This window comes from Maribacter antarcticus DSM 21422, from assembly GCF_000621125.1.
Taxonomy (GTDB): Bacteria; Bacteroidota; Bacteroidia; order Flavobacteriales; family Flavobacteriaceae; genus Maribacter; species Maribacter antarcticus.
In genome coordinates, this window is the sequence record NZ_KK211214.1 from 418,856 (window position 1) to 437,681 (window position 18,826).

Below are 18,826 nucleotides of genomic sequence, written 5' to 3' on the forward strand. Positions count from 1 at the left end.
ATTCACATTTGTTAATTTCCATGGATAGGGTCATCTGTTGCATCAATAGCATCCTAATAAAAACACGCTGTTTAAGCTGTGCTTCTCGGCTGTACCTAAACAGCATTGGATTACATAGGTTAGGTAGATGCTTTTCAAACGTAGGTATGAAGGAGTGTTGCTGTGCTCGTTTTTAAAGAAGTAGTAACAATCGATCTTTGCTGCTTTCTGATGCAGAAAAATCAAGAGAAACTGCGGTATTTCCGCTGTAAAATAAAGTATCTTTAGTATTAAAAATTAGGTGGTTTTTTAAAATATTATTTTTGCTTGTTTGTATAATTAATATAACACCTTACACCGCCTTTTATTTGTTTACAATCAATTTCGGGTGAACAAAGTATGTTCTATTCCCGTTGGTTTAGGAGCCTGGAGTGGATGTAAAAGGAGTTCCCAGATAATTACCTTCCGTTTCCAAAGAGAATGATAAAAAAGCGGCTAAAATGTGGTTTGAAGAAGGCCATACTATACCATTAAAATAAAATAAAGCATATGAACATTTCATTGAATGTAAACGGAAGGTCTCATGCCTTAGAGATAGCCGATGGCAATACACCCTTGCTTTGGGTCATTAGGGATATTTTAGACTTGAAAGGCACCAAGTTTGGATGTGGAAAAGCCGCTTGCGGTGCATGTACCTTGCATGTAGATGGCGAAGCAGTTCGCTCCTGTTCTTATGGGGTTAAATTTGCCGAGGGAAAAGAAATTACGACCATAGAAGGGCTTGGAACAAAAGAGAACCCCCATCCTGTGCAGCAAGCATGGATAGAAGAAGTGGTGCCACAATGCGGATACTGTCAACCCGGTTTTATGATGGCTACCGCCGCGTTGTTAAACAAAGTTCCAAAACCTACAGATCAAGATATAGATGACAATATTATAAATGTGTGCCGTTGTGCTACATATTACCGCATGCGAAAGGCTATTCACAGAGCTGCGGAATTACATACGCCGAACGAAGTAGTTCAAAATCAAAACGCTTAGGTCATGGCAGAAAAGAAAAAAATATCTAGACGTAAATTTTTAGTAAGAGGTGGCTTAAGTACATTAGGTGTTCTTGCTGTTGGAACCTATTTGCTTAGAAATCATGTGCGAAGAGGAATTGCAGGAATGATAAATACGGCAGATACGCCTTATCAAGGAAATACGGATACACCTATAATTTGGTTTGAGATTACTAGTGAAAACAAAGTGGTTTTGCATAGTCCCAAGGTGGAAATGGGGCAAGGTACTTTTACTAGTCTGGCCCAAATGGCAGCAGATGAATTAGAGATTTCTATGGAACAGATCAGCGTGGTACATGCAGATTCTGCTTCGGGAAATATGGATGCGTTTGCTACAGGGGGCAGCACATCGGTATCCGCACTTTGGGTACCACTTCGCGAATTGGCCGCTACCATGCGAGAAATGATTAAGATGGAAGCGGCCAACAAAATGGAGGTTGAACTCTCTGAGCTTACCGTAACCAACGGCGTTATTTCTGATGGCGCTAAAAGTATGACCTTTGCGCAAACGGTGGAAGGGGTTTCTGATTGGGCAGTTCCCGATACGCCCGAGTTAAAGCCTATTTCTGAATATAAGTTTGTGGGTAAGCCTATTGCCCGTGTAGATTTAGAAGATAAAGTATTCGGTGCGCCTATTTTTGGGATGGACGCTACCATGCCGGATATGTTATATGGTGCAGTGGTGCGCCAATCTCGAATTGGATCTACCTACTTAAGTTCGGATATCAGTAAAGCAGAAGGAATGCCTGGCGTACTTAAAATAGTTCAAGAAAAGGACTTTGTAGGCGTTGTGGCTTATTCCTTAATTGAAGCTGAAAATGCTAAGGCAGCTATTGAAGTCCAATGGGAAAGCCAAGAAAATCTGCAAACAGCTGACATTAGAGCTATGGTTACTGTTGGGAAGGGAAAACCTTTCGTAATACAAAAAGAAGGAAACGCTAACGGTTTATTGGAAGATGATGATAACGTTATAATTTCCGAATACTGGAGTCCGATAGGGGCACACGCCCAATTGGAGCCTAGTGGCGCCCTTGCCTATGTAGAGGCCGATAAAGCTACCATTATGATGTCTACACAGGTGGTGAGTATTACACGTGGAGAAATTGCAGAACGCCTAGGTTTCGATGCTGAACAAGTGAATATAATGCCTACCTTCTTGGGCGGTGGTTTTGGCAGAGGACTACATACGCCAAATGGGATACAGGCAGCGGTACTATCTAAAGCGGTAGGGAAACCGGTAAAGTGTTTTTTTACTAGGAAAGAAGAATTTCAGAATGATAGGTTTCGCCCACCGACACACCATGTGTTGAAAGGTAAATTAAATACCAACGGAATGATAGAAGCTTTGGAACATAACGTATCTAGTGGTGCTGTTGCTTTTGGTTCTCCTATGCTTCCTAAAATATTGGAAACTGTTTTGGGAGCCGATTTAGGTGCTTGGCGTGGCGGAATGATTCAGTATGGTGTAATACCCAATTATCAAGCTATTTCTTGGCGGGTTAAATTGCCTTTTGCAACCAGTTGGTGGCGCAGCCTTGGGCTATTGGCTAATACCTTTGCCATAGAAAGTTTTATGGACGAATTAGCAGTGAAAGCAGACAGGAACCCAGCGGAATTTCGCTTGGCTCATATCCAGGATAATGAAAGGGGTATACGGTTAAAATCTGTCATTAGAACCGTGGTAGAGAAAGCAGGCTATACAGATGAGGTTATCGACGGAAAGGCAATGGGTTTTGCAGTATCTACCGATGCGAATACACCCTGTGCAGAAATCGCTGTGGTGTCTATTGAAAACAAACAAATAAAAGTGCATAAAGTTACGTGTGCTATAGACCCTGGCCTAGCTGTGAATCCGGATCAGGTTCGCGCCCAATGTGAAGGTGCTATTATTATGGGTTTGAGTGCTGCTATGTTTGAAAAAATGGAAGTTGAAAATGGCGAGTTGACACCAACCATCTATGGGCCGTATCAAATGGCTTTAATGAAACATGCGCCTAAAGAGATAGATGTAGTTTTGCTTCAAGGGTCGGACACACCTGGTGCCGTTGGGGAGCCACCTTTGGGACCTATTGGAGCGGCCATAGCAAATGCTGTATTTAGGCTAACGGGACAGCGCCTTAGAGAAATGCCTTTGCAGTTGAGTGGAAATGATATTTAGTTCTTGCATGTATAAAAAATACCCTTTGCATTGATATAGTGAGGTATACCAATGAAAACAAAGCGATACTATAAAATGTGTTTGCTTATTATTTGTTGTGTTAAGACGACACTCAAGTTCTTATTCTGATTTTGGTTTAACTTTGGCAATATTCCGTATCATCCCACCAAAAATAAAATAGTGCAGCGGCACAATGCTGTACCAGTATAGTCTGCCTTTTAAACCTCGTGGCCTGAAGGTGGCTGTTTGGTGTAGTATATTATTATCATCTATTCTGAATTCTAACCAAGCTTCTCCAGGTAGTTTCATTTCGGCAAATAGCAAGAGACGTTTTCCTTTTTTGTCAGCCAAGAGAACTCTCCAAAAATCCAATGCATCCCCAGAGTAGATTTTGTCTGGATGCGTTCTGCCTCTTCTAAGTCCCACACCACCTATAAGTTTATCTATAAAACCACGAAGTTTCCAAAGCCAGTTTCCATAATACCAGCCATTTTTTCCGCCAATTTTCCAAATATTTCCTAAAACCTGTTTAGGGTCATTAATCTTTAGTGTTTTCACATCACGCAACACACCAAATCTTGGAACCTGAATATACTTTTCTAAATTTTTATTGAATCGTCCACTGACCATACTGTCTTTCCAGCTGCTGACCACCAAGTTTTGCTCAATCTTATTAAAAGCCATATCAAGAGCTTCGCTGTAGGTATGAGGAGTTATATTTAAAAGGTTCGCTAGTCTTTGGTCCTTTGCGACAACCTCTATTTTCATGCTATCCACAAGGTTTAAAGCTAAGGTGTACGATGTAGATGTTACGAAATATAACCAATAGGAAGATAGTTTCGGGGTCATAACAGGAACGGTATAAATCCAATTTTTAAAACCTCTTGCCTTTGCGTATTGATGTAACATCTCCTTGTAGGTTAGTACATTTGGACCAGCTATATCAAAAGAGTCATCACACGTCTTCTCATTGCCCAATACACCGGTTAAAAATGAAATAACATCTCGTATCGCAATTGGTTGGGTTTTGGTCAACACCCATTTTGGGGTTATCATGAAGGGTAATTTTTCACATAAGTCTCGGATAATTTCAAACGAAGAACTTCCGGAGCCTACTATAATTCCGGCTCTAAGCACAGTCAGGCTAAAATCTCCTTTATATAGTATTTCTTCAACATTTCTACGCGACCATAGGTGCTTGGAAAGCGTAGCATCGTTCACGATGCCGCTCAGGTAAATGACCTGCTTAATGTTTGTTTCAGCTACATAGTTATTAAAATTAGTAGCCGTTTTGGCTTCCAATTCGTCAAAATCGGTCGTAGAGGTACTCATGGAATGAATAAGGAAGTAAGCGGCATCCAAATCCTTTGGTAGTAAACCCTCTTTTACCTCGTTTAGAAAATCGATTTCTACGATTTCTATTTGGTTCCGTGTTTCGGCATCTACTGAAAGCCGTTCTGCATCCCTTACGGCACAAACGACCTCATGTCCCGCATCTAATAACTGTGGGAGCAGCCTCATTCCTATGTAACCGTTGGCACCTGTAAGAAGTATTTTCATTTTTTATAAATCTAGGTGTATCTAGTAATCAGTGAGTTTGGATTGAATTAGCAGTTTGGTTTTATAGCAATGTGACTTTGTTTTCTAAATAGACTTTTAAAATTTAGCTAAGGGATTAAAGATCTTCTATTGACGTGGGTGCATTGTCTGCCTTATAGCCTAATAGCCTCGAAAAGAACTTTTGAACCGCTTTAGTGTCGGATTCCACCTTAAAAAAATAATGATCCCGGTACACTGAGTAAACGGAGGCTTGCCCTTTGTAGATGCTAAGTTTATAATACGGAATCACCAGCGCAAAAGTTTCCAATAAAGACCTAAAACGAACGATAATACCCTTGGGTCTTATTTCTATATTGCAAGTGTCCCTGTTATTGTCCAGAATAAGTAAATTTCTAATTTCGACACTGGTCTCTGTAATAATAAGTTTAGGAGAACCTATCCCGCCCATATTCAGTCGGTCTTTAAGTGTGAAGGGTTTTCCAACGGCCTCATCTACCTTTTTGGTAATCGCTTTGTCGTTATAAGATACATTTACTAGCATTTAGCATTTTTCTTTAAAGTTAATAAAAGGGAAAGGGATATTTGAACTAATAGAGCGATAAGTGTAAAAATGATTAGTTTTGCAGGCTTAATTACTTTTATATGAAGATTCAGGATGTACTGGAGAAGAAAGTGACTGAAGGTATTCACACTTTATATAGTGTAACCTTGCCTAATGTTGAGTTTCAACCCACTAGAAAAGATTTTGAAGGGGACATTACGGTAGTTGTTTTTCCTATGCTCAGGCACGTAAAGGGTACTCCTGTTCAGATAGGGGAGCAAGTGGGAGCATATTTGGAAAAGGAGCTAGACATCGTTATCGGTTTCAATGTCGTAAAGGGATTTTTGAATATTATTATTTCTGATGCTTTTTACATTGATTTATTTAGGGATATTAGGGAAAATAAAACGTTTGGAATTGTACCACAATCAGATGATGCGATACTCGTTGAATATTCATCCCCAAACACCAATAAGCCTTTGCATCTAGGGCACATCCGAAACAACTTATTAGGGTATTCCGTGGCGGAGATATTAAAGGCGTCAGGCAAAAAGGTATACAAGACTCAGATCATTAATGACCGTGGTATTCATATTTGCAAAAGTATGTTGGCGTGGCAGCGTTTTGGTAATGGGGAAACTCCAAAAAGTACGGGACTTAAGGGTGATAAGTTAGTCGGTAATTATTATGTTGCTTTTGATAAGGCCTACAAGGTAGAAGTTGCTGCAATGATAGATGTAGGAACGGATAAGAAGGTAGCTGAAAAGGAAGCTCCTATATTATTAGAGGCACAACAAATGCTCTTAAAGTGGGAGGCAGGAGATGAAGCCGTCGTTGCCCTATGGAAGAAAATGAACGGTTGGGTATATGAAGGTTTTGAAACCACATACAAAAATCTCGGTGTGGATTTTGATTCCTACCTCTATGAGAGCGATACCTATCTTTTAGGAAAGGATGTGGTTGCGGATGGAATTAAAAATGGAGTTTTTCATAAAAAAGAAGATGGTAGTGTCTGGATAGATTTGACAGCAGAGGGGCTGGATGAGAAAATTGTTTTACGTTCCGATGGTACAGCCGTGTATATGACCCAAGACATAGGTACTGCCATACAAAGGGTAAAGGATCATGAAGATATCAATGGAATGGTCTATACTGTAGGTAATGAGCAGGATTATCATTTTAAGGTCCTTTTTCTAATTCTTAAAAAACTAGGATTTACATGGGCCGATAAGTTATACCACCTGAGTTATGGGATGGTAGACCTGCCTAGTGGAAAAATGAAGAGTAGGGAAGGTACTGTGGTAGATGCCGATGACCTGATGGAGGATATGACAAAAACTGCTCGTGCCATATCTGAGGAACTGGGTAAATTGGAAAATTATTCTGATATAGAAAAACAATCACTTTATAAGATGATTGGTCTTGGAGCCTTAAAATATTACATCCTAAAAGTAGACCCTAAAAAGAGAATTTTATTTAACCCGGAGGAATCGGTAGACTTTCAGGGGAATACGGGTCCTTTTATTCAGTATACCTACGCTAGAATACAATCCATATTGAGAAAGGCCAAGGACACCAAAATAGAATGGCAAAACGAGTTAAAAATAACCGGGTTGCATCCTAAAGAAAAAGAGTTGATAAAGCAATTGCAGGTATTTCCGGATACGATTCAATTGGCAGCTGAAAATTATAGCCCTGCTGTAATCGCAAACTATACGTATGATTTAGTTCGAGAATTTAACTCCTTGTACCAGCAGGTCTCCATTTTAGGCGAAACAGATGAAGAAAAGAAGGTGCTTCGAGTCCAACTGTCTCAAAAGGTAGGGGAGGTTATTCAATCTGCGTTTGGATTATTGGGTGTAGCTGTTCCTGAACGAATGTAGTATCATGCCTATTGGATGGAAATTCTGGTCGATGTTTTTGCAGTTGGTGGCCTTCTTTCTATACATGGTTTGGTATACCCTAGATTTATTATTCCTTAACCCCTTCAATAAAATATCGCCACCTAATTAAAAGGGAGTTTGAGAAAAACGTATTTGTTTTCAGGCATCGGAAAATAGTGTGTTCCATGAAGTTATTGAGGAAGAGGATAAGATAATATTACTCATCTCCACTACTGGCGCTATGTTGACTTTGGGTTTGGTAGACTTCTTGGTCTTGTCTATTTACAAAATCATTATTTATTACGCCTTATATTATTCTAGTATAAGCATAAAGCAATAGTATGGAACATATAATCCCGCACTTAATACTTTAGGTTTTCAGCCCAGCAATTATTGTAAGGGTTTAGGATTCCAAATGATAATCTAAACTTGGTAGGTCACGAACTCGATTATGTATTTAGTTTTCATATGGCCAATAAATTAAATGTGAGGTCATTTCTTTTTATTTTTTGAATGAAGAAAATGAAATGCTTAGTGTCTGATTCAGAGCTTAATGCAAAATGGGAGAAGAATAACTACTTTAGAAAGTACGGTAAGCCTAATACATATAAGTTTTTTGCCGTTGCTGCCGAAAGTTACGTAGCAACAGCTATAGAATTTGCGGCTCACTTTCCACAACTTTATAGTACCGTAAAGGTGATGCTCAGCTTTGTGTTTTACAAACTACCTTAAAAGTATATTTTAAAACTTGCGTTCTAATTTATTCCTGAACCAATAGGAATCTCATGTTTAATATTTTTATGGAGCTGGGTTTTACGAAATGTTTTTTACTGTTACTGATAGACAGTTATCAGGAGTTTTTTATAAATCTGATTCAGTTTGTTACCCTATATAAATAAGAAAGACCGCCTTAGGCGGTCTTTCAAATAGCAACTTGAATTTATAACCAACTAAATAAGGGTTGCTAGTTTCTTATTTGTATATATTTAAAATAGCAACTGAATTAGTAACTACTTCAGCTTGCCTACTAGGCGGTGGCTACTTTTTTGTTTTCGCTTTTAGAAGCTACTGCAGCTGCATAAACAACAAGACCGAAACCAATTTTGTTAATGGCATCTCCTATGTTATAAATAACATCCATGTTTAATCCTAAGCCAGCAATACCGTCATACCATCCTGGCGTACCTGCCATGTAACCTAATGGGTAAATAGCCCATCCTACCAATACAAACCAACATAGCGTTTTGTGTGCTTTTAAAACTGCACCACCAGCTTTTTCTGCCAATTTTCTGGCACTTCCAAACCAAATTTCGTATACAATGTAGAAGTAAGCAACACCTGAAAAGAAGCCCCAAAGTGCTGGACCAGTTCCAGTAGTAAATATTGCTTCTCCAGCATAACCTGTAACTAACATAACAACAGAGGCTAAAATTAATTTCCACATTAATGATTGCTTGGCACCAGCAACTTTTAATATTAGGTAAAACTCAACACACATTAATGGAACTGTTAACGTCCAGTCCACATACCTGAAAAATGTTGGAGATTCGCCAATTGCTTCCCAATAATCGCGCATGTAGAAATAATGCACCGCAGCAATAAAAGTGATGATACCAGATATCAGTATCGAAGTTTTCCATTTCCTATCGAAATCATTCATAGAAAGAAAGAAAAAAGCGGAAGCCGCCATCATAGCCATACTTCCAACAAAGAATGTAAAGCCAACATAATCGTCCGTAGCCATTTTGGATACGAGCGAAAAAGAACTCATTAAATTTTCCATATATTTAGTTTTTAAGGTTTTGTTGAGGTAAATTTACATAAAGTTAAACACATCTCGTTTAATTAAAATGTTAAAATATTAAATAAATTGAAAAAAAATATAGTTCAAAATATTGATTTGGGAAGTTTTACCATTGTAACTACCTTTTTCTCACTGTGGTTAGCTATATATTTTGAAGAGGCTATTGAAAATATGCTAGCATACTTATTAATATTGACTTTTGGGATTCTTCATGGCGCTAACGACATTAAGTTACTTCAAAAGGCTAATAAAAAAATAAATACTAAAAAGGGATTTTTTATTACCTTGATTTATTATACTCTTTTTGTTCTAGGTAGTGGCTTATTGTTTTTATTTATTCCAACAGTTGCATTAGCAGCGTTTGTATTATTTAGTGGATATCATTTTGGAGAGCAACATTGGGTCTCTAAAATTAAAGTCCCATCAGTTTTGAACTCTATTTTTTTATCGACCTATGGTATTTTTATTTTATTCTTAATTTTTTCGGCACATGCGATTGAGGTGAGTTTGGTTATAGAACAAATATGTGGATTTAACATTCCCATTAACTTTTATAGTTATGGCGTTTTGTCTACGGGAATAATAACTTGCTTGTTTGGTGCAATTAGTTATGCTAAGAAAAAAATAAAGTTTAATGTGGTCAAACAGTTATTTTTTATTTTAGTCCTTACTATCGTCTTCTATTCATCTTCCTTGTTATTGGCTTTTGCCATATATTTTATCCTTTGGCATTCATTACCTTCCATGGTAGATCAAATTAAATACCTTTATGGAGCGGTAACCATTTCAAATATTAAAAAATATGTAGTGTCCTCTTTTACGTATTGGTTGATATCAGTTCTAGGAATGGGTATAATGTTAATTTTATTCAAGGATAATCTAAGTACGTCTTTGGCATTTTTCTTTTCTTTTTTAGCAGCGATTACCTTTCCTCATGTACTCGTAATTAATAGGCTTTATAAGCGTTAAAACCGAATTCGAAAACTTGCGTTCGGAGTGACACCTAAAGAAATGCGTTTCACTTTTTCTATTCCGTTAGCCTCATCCAACCTAAAAAATATATTGAGATTGTTACGCCTGTTGGTGAAGTTGAGTACGGATACACCAGCGGATGCTTTAATCTTACCGGTAAGTGAAAAATCGTAGATAGCCGAGAAGTCTGCCCTAAAATACTCTGAAAGCCTACTGTTGTTCGGGTCTTGATAAACGATTTGATTCGGAACAACGCTAGTGTCAATTGGGTTTGTAGCGTTGGGCAGGGTAAACGGTCTACCGGAACGGTAGTTGAGTCCCACACCTAGTTTAAGGTTGTTGTAGGTATAATTGCCGGCCAAGGTAACGGAATGGGTGACGTCCAGATTATTTGGAAAAGTGCTTGGGACAAGCGTATTAAAACTATAATCGTTTTGATTAAAGGTGTAACTGAGCCAGGTACTATAGGTATTGGTTTTTTTGTTCAACAGTAGCTCTATCCCCTTTATCGCATAGCTACCTACTTCCCCATCAAACTGATTTTGGTTTTGGAACCCCTGAGTGTTTACATTTATTCCATCTACCTCTTTAAAAAAAGCTTCGATGCCTGCGTAGAAACTATTCTGGTCATAATTAAAGCCCCATGAACCTTGTTTACTTCTTGTAATAGGTAAATTGGCACCATCTGCCAATACCCACCGGCGTTTTTCTATGCCTAAAAAATTCTGTTCTAGATCAATGACCTGGCTCGTCGTCTGACTTTTAAACTCTCCCATCACTTCGGTTTTGTAAAATGGCGCCAGCTCAAAACTTATATTAAGTCTAGGCTCTATCACCAGTTCGGCAAAGGTATCGGTGTTCTGTATGTAATTGAATCGTCCGCCAGCACTAGCAGCTAGTTTCTGATTGGGCGAACGGTAACGTAGTTCTGAATAAAGAGAATGGTTGTAGACTACGCCTTTTATATTACGTATGAATGCTGGCTCGTTGAGTTCTGTTTTGTTCGCTATCCCAGTTTCGATTATTTGATATCCGTTGTCCCATTTTAATTGTTCATTTAATTCAAGTGAGGTATTGAGTTTAGCGCTTTTTTCGATAACAAGATTGTTTTGTATCAACCGTTGTCTTGCATCGTTGGAAATACTCAACGCATTCAATTGATAGTTGGTGTAATAGAGACTCAGCTGAGTGGAAAAACTAGTGCTCCAATCGCTTTCTAGAATACCGCCAAATGAAAGATTGGTCTGGTCCAAGGAGCTTCGGTTGGTTAGGCTTCCGTCTAGTTCTTTTTCCTGATAGTCTAAGTTGTTATTCATATTAATTAGACTCAATCGCACGCGATGATCAGCATTTATATCATAAAGTATCTTTCCGGTAAAGTCATAAAAGTAGAAATCACTATTCGCTTGCACCTTAGTATCTTGAAAAGCTTTCTGGGAAAAGGTGGAATAGGTAGGCGTTTCAATGAAATCGGTATGGGAGCGTCTTCCGGAGAATTGTAAGGCTACGTTATCTGCTATTGAAATTTGCCCGTATACATCTCCACTAATCAGATTAAAACCCGCTCCACCAAAGAAGGAATCCTCAATCGTGTTCTTAGTTTCCATATCCAAGACACCACTAACACCCTCTCCGTATCTAGCGCTTGTTCCATTTTTAATTACGGTAACCTTATCTGTCAAATACGGATTAAAGGCCGATATCAAACCAAAGAAGTGTCCGGATTGGTACATTTTAATTCCATCCCATAAAATGAGGTTCTGGTCATTAGTGCCACCTCTTATATTGATGTCGGACACCGTTTCATCCACACTTTTTATGCCTGGAAGCGATTGTATGCTTTGTAGTATATCCGGTTCGCTGAGCCCAGGGAGGATTCCAAACCCAGCACTGTTGAGCTCTATGCTGCCATCCGTCAGTTTCTTTAAACCTTCGGTTAAGAATTTATACACCACAACCTCTTCCAGTTCTTGATAGCTTTGAGCCATAGCGATAATGCTACACGGTTCCGCTATAAAGTTTTCCGCAGGTATGAAAAGTGTTTTAAAACCGATGTGTTGGATTTGTATCATGGCGGTTCTTGGAATGTCCGATAGGAAGAAATTACCGTCCAAGTCGGTTATCATAGCCAGAGGACTTCCAAGCACTTGTATAGTAGCGCCCGGTATGGTATTTTGTTCAAAATTATCCAGCACGGTCGCACAGATGGTACGTAATTTACTTTTGGAAATACTGTAATACCTATCGCTTAGTTTTTGAATATCCAATTTTGTACGTTCGCTTATTTGAACTAATATTTTAGCGAGAGTGCTTCCATTTGGTTTTGCCAGTTCAATTTTAGTAAGATCAGTATCCAAGTAAGAAAATTTTACTTGATAGGTTACTTCTAACTCCTTAATGAGTTCAATGATACCTATGGAAGTTTTGGGCAGTTCTTGGGCTGCCACTCTCCCTAATCCAAGTAAAAGACTGATAAAAAAAAGAAATAAAGAAAGTGTACTAAGGTGCGTTTTTCTCATAGAACAGCACGTTATTCCCCTCTAAAGTAAACTTTATTTGTAGAGGAACACTAATACTTTTAAGGGCAAGGTCTGTATCTGTGTTGCTAAAAGATCCTGTAAAAAGAACATTGGTGTCCACACCTTTGCTGTCTACCGTTATATTATGTTGCCTTTGGAATTCAGCCAAAACGTAATTCAACGGAATACTCTTGAAACTGCTTTCGTTCTGCATCCAAGAGGGTTGTCCGTTTTTTACTGCGCTAGCTTTAGATAGTTTTCCGTTGACGACTATAATAGCGTTTCCGGCAGTAAGTTTGTTTTCTTTTCCGTCGTAAAGAACGCTTACTAACCCTTCAAAACAAGTGACTTCAAAAAAGCCATCTCGGTTCTCTACATTAAACTGGGTTCCCAAAACAGTAACCGTTCCTTGATCTGTAGTTACAGTAAAAGAATTTCCTTTGGCTACGTTAAAGAACGCTTCTCCCTGTAAGGAGATATTTCGCTTATTGTTCCAGTCTTTTTCGTCGTAGGATACTTGGGATTCCGCATTCAATAGTATTTCTGAAGTATCGGGTAAAATAATCTCTTTGGTTTCTGCATATTGGGTAGCTACAGCTTCGTTTAGTGAATTCAAATAAAAATAGGCACCTCCCAATACTACGGCTACTACTGCGGCAACCTTTAGGAAAGATTTGAATGGAGAGAGGGTCAGTATCTTTGATTCGGCTTGCATGCGTTGCACTTTCAGTTCTTCCCAAGCCTGATTTGTGTCAAAATCTGGAGCTTGCATAGTCGCCGTGGTAGCTCTTATTTTTTGGTACGTGGCATACGCATCGGACTTTTTAAACTCCGAAAGTTCTGCTTCCGTAAGTTCATTGTTGAGCCATTTTGCCAAGTAATCTTCTTGCATTAGTTCCAGCTTTATACGTTAATAACAATTGCTTTTAAAAAAACCCTACTTTTTTTAAATTAAGAAAAGTGTAGTGCTCAAAATATACCAATACGCCTATGTTCTGTCTTTCTTTGAAAAGAAAATTAGAACTAGCTTTTACCACGTTTAAATAATCGATTTTAAACTTTAAACGAAACTTTAAACGAAACTTTAAACGAAACTTTAAACGAACCTTTTAGCAACCTAACTACTTACTTTTAATCAAATTCCATCAATCTTTTTCCTTAGACTTTTTAGCGCCAAATGCATCCGTTTTTCTATGGCCTTAATACTAACACCTTCCAGTTCTGCAATTTCGGTATATTTTAATCCATCTATTCTGTTCATCAAAAAAGTAACCCTTTGATTTTCTGGTAAACTTTCTAGGGCCGCATCCAGTTTTTCTTGGAACTGTTTCTCCTCCATAATAAATTCCGGATTCTCATTCGTATTTTTTAAACTTTTATCAGCATACTTTAACCTTATTTTTTCAGCTTTTAGAACATTTAGATACAGGTTATTGGCCACAGTGTATAAAAAGGATTTTGCTTTTTTTGGCGGTACCTTCGCACAGTTTTCCCAGAGTTTTATAAAAGCCTCCTGTACAGCATCATGTGCTTTTTCTTCATTACCGAACTTATAATATATGTAGTTGAAAATCGTTTTAGAGGTATCCTTGAAAATACCATTATACACGCTTTCTTGGCAAACGTTAGATTCTTGGCTTGGGTGCACTGTAGTTATTTTCATCAAATATATTTTAAAAAAAATAAAAAAGGAGGTAGGGTTTTTTTAAAGTGTGTTGTTTTAGAAATGTATGAACAATAAATACCGAATCGTTATGAAAAAGTTTTTTAGTTATGCCGTGTATATTAGCCTACTGATGGCTACGTTAAACTTTACCTCTTGCCAAGATGAGTTTGAAATAATTGGGGGTGAAGCGGAAGAGCAGCCAATTACAGCTAGTTCTTCTGTTGCAAAGTTAATTGAAAATACCTCTACCAAAGATGGTTCTTTTGATAATATAGTAGACGGAGCCAGTTGTTTTGATATTAAATTCCCTTATACCGTTGAGGCAAACGGATTAGAAATCACTATTGATTCTAGGGAAGGTCTTCATTTAATCGAAGAAATTTTTGATGAGGTCGATGATGATATAGACTTCTTAGAAATTCTCTTCCCGATAACCATTACTGCTGGTGATTTTACTGAAATTACTATTAATAGTTTTGAAGACTTAAGAGAATTAGCTGCTGAATGTAAAGAAGGTGGTGATGATGATGATATTGAATGTATTGATTTTGTGTACCCAATGACGGTATTTACTTTTGATGCAAGTTTAGAACAGACAGGCTCTATAGTTGTTGAAAGCGATAGAGATCTTAGATTATTTTTTAAGGGACTTGATGCTAGTGATTTTTTAAGTTTTAATTTTCCAATTTCCTTGAAACTTTATGACAGTACTACTGTTGTTGTAAATAGTAATCAAGAATTAGCAAGGACTATAGAAGGTGCCAGAGAAGCTTGTGATGAAGATGATGACGACGACTATAATGATGACGATTTTGATGAGGAAGACTTTAATGAAGAATTAGTGGAGTGTATCTGGTCTGTAAAGGAATTTAAAAGAAATAATATTAATCAAATTGGGCAATATTTGGACTATGTTTTCAACTTTAAGGAAGATGGAACAGTAGTAACTGGTTTTAGAGGAGCTACAACTATAGAAGGTACTTGGAACACTACTTTTAATGATGATGGAGCTAAACTGAACATGGAGTTTGATATATCTGTTGATTTTAATTTGGAATGGAATGTTTATGATGTAGGTGATGATAGAATTAAATTATACAATGGTGAAGGCAACCGTATCATCATGAGACAAATATGTGAAGACGACCTTCCAGAGTTTAATCCTGATACAATCCGTGAAATATTAAGAGAATGCAACTGGGTAATTAAAAGAGTTAAAAATAATGGCGAGCATATCAATAGATTACTTGGTAGTGAGTTTACATTTAAAGCTGACGGCATGATCACCTTGACCCATGAGGAAACTGTATCTGAAGGTGCGTGGGCCATCACCACGAACACAGAAGGACGTTTTGTAGTTGCCATTACTATGGGTGATGAACCAGGTGTTAGCTTTGAGTGGTTATTGTCTGATTTAAGAAATAGGTTCATCAAGTTTAATGTTGAAGGAACAGCTTATGAGCTTGTTATCGTAAGAAACTGTTCAGATGACGATGATGACAATGATGTGGTTTTCATCAGAAGTTTATTCAATGATGTGGAGTGGGACATTACTTATTTTGCTGAGAATGGAGATGAGACTACAGCAGCATATGCTGATGTTAAATTATATATAGATAATGACGGAAGCTTAGAAGTTAGAAATCTTGAGGGAGAAGTCTTTAGCACAGGTAGGTGGTTTGCTTATCGAAATACTTCTAGTGATAAATTAGAGCTAATTATTTCTTTTGCACCAGGTAGTAATTACCTTCCATTAGCCAATGATTACGAAATTATAGAGATATTGGAGAATAGAATGGAGCTTAAGCATGAAAATCAAAATGAAGGTTATGACAGATTGATTTTAGAAAGAGAAGAATAAAAATAAGCTTCTGGGAAGTAATTCCTAGAGGCTATTATAGTGCCCAAAACCTTGCATAGTTATCGGAAAATTAAAGTATTGTCTCTTACAGTGATACGAGAATTGAAAGATATAGGTGAAGGAGGTGATAGTGCAGATCGACTCATTTTTGAAAAACTATAGAACGCTATTCAAATAGTAACTAGTGATAAGAATAATATCCAGATATACACCGCCAACAGAAAAGAGTTGGGCCTTGTTGGTGGTGTTGATGGAGTTTTGAAACTAGAAATTGTTATGAAAACGTAATACCTTTTTTACCCCACATCCCATAAAAGAGCACTCATGTTTCATGAGTGCTCTTTTGTTTTATAGATTTTAGGCTTCATTTTATCTACTTAGCGTTGATATTGTTAAATTTGCACTCCCTCAAAATTGCAAAATATATGTTTGATAATTTAAGCGAAAAGTTAGATAAAGCCCTTCACGTCCTTAAAGGGCACGGGCAGATCACCGAAATTAACGTAGCTGAAACTACAAAGGAAGTCCGCAGGGCGCTTTTGGATGCGGATGTCAACTTTAAAATTGCCAAGGAATTTACCAATAGGGTTAAGGAAAAGGCAATGGGACAAAACGTGTTAACTACCCTTCAACCGGGTCAGTTAATGGTCAAAATCGTTAAAGAAGAACTTACAGCGCTAATGGGTGGGGAATCGGAAGGTATTCATCTTTCGGGAAACCCATCAATAATTCTGATGACTGGGCTTCAAGGTTCGGGTAAGACCACATTCTCTGGGAAACTAGCAAATTTCTTAAAGACGAAAAAGTCTAAGAATCCTTTAATGGTGGCTTGTGATGTATACCGTCCTGCTGCGATTGACCAATTGCATGTAGTTGGAGAACAAATAGGAGTGCCGGTATATTCCGATAGAGAAAATACTGATCCTGTTTCCATTGCCAAAGCAGGAGTTGCCAAGGCAAAGGCAGATGGCCATAACGTAGTCATTATAGATACCGCAGGTCGTTTGGCCGTGGATGAAAAGATGATGGCGGAGATTTCCGATATTCATAAGGCCATACAACCACAAGAAACCTTGTTTGTGGTAGATTCTATGACAGGTCAAGATGCTGTTAATACAGCAAAGGCTTTTAACGATATCCTTAATTTTGATGGGGTTATTCTTACCAAGCTGGATGGTGATACCCGTGGCGGTGCGGCAATTTCCATTAAGTCCGTTGTAGATAAGCCGATAAAGTTTATAGGAACAGGTGAGAAGATGGAAGCTATTGATGTATTCTATCCTTCCCGTATGGCAGACCGTATCCTTGGAATGGGAGATGTTATCTCCTTAGTGGAGCGTGCACAAGAACAGTTCGATGAAGAGGAGGCCCGTAAGATTCAAAAGAAAATAGCCAAGAATAAGTTTGGTTTCGATGATTTTTTAAGCCAAATACAGCAAATCAAGAAAATGGGGAACATGAAGGACCTCATGGGCATGATTCCAGGCGCAGGAAAAGCATTAAAGGGCTTGGATGTAGATGATGATGCCTTTAAACATATAGAGGCTATTATTCATTCCATGACACCGGAGGAACGTTCCAGCCCTGCTAAGCTTGATGCAAGTCGTAAAAAACGAATCGCCAAAGGAAGTGGCAGGGAGGTGCAGGATGTAAACCAATTGCTAAAACAATTTGATCAGATGAGTAAAATGATGAAAATGATGCAAGGTGGCGGAGGCAAAAAGATGATGCAGATGATGCAGAATATGAAGTAAAAGTAGGTTTCATGTTGGTAATAAATAGTAATTAGCTAAGACAAAAAATGGAGATTCTCGACGGTAAAAAAGTATCCAATCAAATAAAGGAGGAAATCGCTACTGAGGTGGCAAAAATGAAGGCAAATGGCGAAAAAGTTCCGCATTTGGCTGCTATAATCGTTGGGAACGATGGGGCGAGTTTAACCTATGTAGGTAGTAAAGTGAGGTCCTGCGAGCGTGTAGGTTTTGAATCTACCCTCATTCAAATGCCTAGTACCACATCGGAACAAGAACTCTTAAAGAAAATAAAGGAGCTAAATGTAAATGAGGATATAGACGGTTTTATAGTGCAATTGCCGTTACCGGAACAAATAGATACCCAAAAAGTGATTATGGCGGTACATCCAGATAAGGATGTAGACGGATTTCATCCTACCAATTTTGGTAAAATGGCCTTGGATATGAGCACTTTTATTCCGGCTACGCCTTTTGGTATTTTGGAGCTTTTGGAGCGTTATAAAGTAGACACTAAAGGAAAGCATACGGTAGTAATTGGGAGAAGCCATATCGTAGGTAGACCAATGAGTATCTTAATGGGTAGGAAAGGTTGGCCAGGAAATTCTACAGTAACCTTGACTCATAGTCACACTAAAAATATTACCCAGATTATTTCTCAGGCTGATATTGTAATTTCAGCACTGGGCGTACCTAATTTCCTAAAAGCCGAGATGGTTAAGGATGATGCAGTCGTTATCGATGTGGGTATTACAAGGGTTCCAGACGATACACGACCAAAAGGATATTATATCACTGGGGATGTAGATTTTGAAAATGTAAGTAAAAAAGCTTCCTTTATAACTCCCGTTCCCGGTGGCGTTGGTCCAATGACCATAGCTATGTTACTTAAAAATACACTATTGGCTAGGGAAAGACACAGAAACAGAGAATAAGAGCGTCAACTAAAATTTACGAATACGATATACTTTGAAAACTTTCAATCTTTTAGATTGGAAGTTTTTTTGCGTTAAACCTTTTAACTTCATCAAAACCCAACTAAAATTCTTTTTATCGATAGGTTACTACAAT

14 protein-coding genes are annotated in these 18,826 nt (G+C 38.0%); 8 read left to right on the top strand and 6 right to left on the bottom strand.

Going from position 1 to position 18,826, the window contains the following annotated elements; all coding sequences use genetic code 11:
• Positions 1-528: 528 nt before the first annotated feature.
• Together Q360_RS23870 and Q360_RS0118345 are read left to right on the top strand one after the other, a co-directional pair.
• Complete coding sequence (locus Q360_RS23870) at positions 529-1,020, top strand: (2Fe-2S)-binding protein (RefSeq protein ID WP_036196295.1); 492 nt, start codon at positions 529-531, stop codon at positions 1,018-1,020.
• A 3-nt stretch (positions 1,021-1,023) separates the two neighbouring features.
• On the top strand, positions 1,024-3,198 hold the full coding sequence (locus tag Q360_RS0118345; RefSeq protein WP_027078379.1) for a xanthine dehydrogenase family protein molybdopterin-binding subunit: 2,175 nt from the start codon (positions 1,024-1,026) through the stop codon (positions 3,196-3,198).
• Positions 3,199-3,318: 120 nt separating this feature from the next.
• Here Q360_RS0118345 and Q360_RS0118350 read toward each other — a convergent pair whose 3' ends face one another.
• Entirely contained in the window at positions 3,319-4,758 is a 1,440-nt protein-coding gene (locus tag Q360_RS0118350; protein ID WP_027078380.1) for an SDR family oxidoreductase, read from the bottom strand.
• Positions 4,759-4,873: 115 nt separating this feature from the next.
• Positions 4,874-5,299 carry a hypothetical protein gene (locus Q360_RS0118355; RefSeq protein WP_027078381.1) on the bottom strand — a complete coding sequence of 142 codons (426 nt, stop codon included), beginning with the start codon at positions 5,297-5,299 and terminating at the stop codon, positions 4,874-4,876.
• 101 nt (positions 5,300-5,400) lie between these two features.
• On the opposite strand from Q360_RS0118355, the gene argS reads away from it, so the two are divergent.
• Positions 5,401-7,182, top strand: a complete 1,782-nt coding sequence (argS, locus tag Q360_RS0118360; protein WP_027078382.1) for an arginine--tRNA ligase — start codon at positions 5,401-5,403, stop codon at positions 7,180-7,182.
• A 522-nt stretch (positions 7,183-7,704) separates the two neighbouring features.
• Complete coding sequence (locus tag Q360_RS0118365; RefSeq protein ID WP_027078383.1) at positions 7,705-7,914, top strand: zinc-dependent peptidase; 210 nt, start codon at positions 7,705-7,707, stop codon at positions 7,912-7,914.
• A 295-nt stretch (positions 7,915-8,209) separates the two neighbouring features.
• Here Q360_RS0118365 and Q360_RS0118370 read toward each other — a convergent pair whose 3' ends face one another.
• Positions 8,210-8,965 carry a bacteriorhodopsin-like gene (locus Q360_RS0118370; protein WP_027078384.1) on the bottom strand — a complete coding sequence of 252 codons (756 nt, stop codon included), beginning with the start codon at positions 8,963-8,965 and terminating at the stop codon, positions 8,210-8,212.
• A gap of 87 nt (positions 8,966-9,052) precedes the next feature.
• Here Q360_RS0118370 and Q360_RS0118375 point away from each other — a divergent pair, with 87 nt between their 5' ends.
• Positions 9,053-9,955, top strand: coding sequence for a Brp/Blh family beta-carotene 15,15'-dioxygenase (locus Q360_RS0118375; protein ID WP_084273502.1), 903 nt, complete (start codon positions 9,053-9,055; stop codon positions 9,953-9,955).
• Here Q360_RS0118375 and Q360_RS0118380 read toward each other — a convergent pair.
• The 3 genes from Q360_RS0118380 to Q360_RS0118390 all read right to left on the bottom strand — a co-directional run bounded on the left by Q360_RS0118380 (position 9,952) and on the right by Q360_RS0118390 (position 14,140).
• A complete protein-coding gene (locus tag Q360_RS0118380; protein WP_027078386.1) occupies positions 9,952-12,477 on the bottom strand; it encodes a TonB-dependent receptor in 2,526 nt (841 codons plus the stop codon). The two genes, Q360_RS0118375 and Q360_RS0118380, sit on opposite strands and share 4 nt — an antisense overlap.
• Positions 12,458-13,369 carry a FecR family protein gene (locus Q360_RS0118385; protein WP_027078387.1) on the bottom strand — a complete coding sequence of 304 codons (912 nt, stop codon included), beginning with the start codon at positions 13,367-13,369 and terminating at the stop codon, positions 12,458-12,460. The genes Q360_RS0118380 and Q360_RS0118385 overlap by 20 nt, the downstream gene beginning before the upstream one ends.
• 243 nt (positions 13,370-13,612) lie before the next feature.
• On the bottom strand, positions 13,613-14,140 hold the full coding sequence (locus tag Q360_RS0118390) for an RNA polymerase sigma factor (RefSeq protein ID WP_051554799.1): 528 nt from the start codon (positions 14,138-14,140) through the stop codon (positions 13,613-13,615).
• Positions 14,141-14,231: 91 nt separating this feature from the next.
• Between Q360_RS0118390 and Q360_RS0118395 the strand changes: the two genes are divergently transcribed.
• The 3 genes from Q360_RS0118395 (at position 14,232) to Q360_RS0118405 (ending at position 18,690) form a co-directional block, all read left to right on the top strand.
• Complete coding sequence (locus Q360_RS0118395; protein WP_027078389.1) at positions 14,232-16,004, top strand: hypothetical protein; 1,773 nt, start codon at positions 14,232-14,234, stop codon at positions 16,002-16,004.
• A 425-nt stretch (positions 16,005-16,429) separates the two neighbouring features.
• Positions 16,430-17,758: a signal recognition particle protein gene (ffh, locus tag Q360_RS0118400; protein WP_027078390.1), complete on the top strand. Its 1,329-nt coding sequence runs from the start codon at positions 16,430-16,432 to the stop codon at positions 17,756-17,758.
• A gap of 47 nt (positions 17,759-17,805) precedes the next feature.
• Positions 17,806-18,690, top strand: a complete 885-nt coding sequence (locus Q360_RS0118405; RefSeq protein WP_027078391.1) for a bifunctional 5,10-methylenetetrahydrofolate dehydrogenase/5,10-methenyltetrahydrofolate cyclohydrolase — start codon at positions 17,806-17,808, stop codon at positions 18,688-18,690.
• Positions 18,691-18,826: the final 136 nt, after the last annotated feature.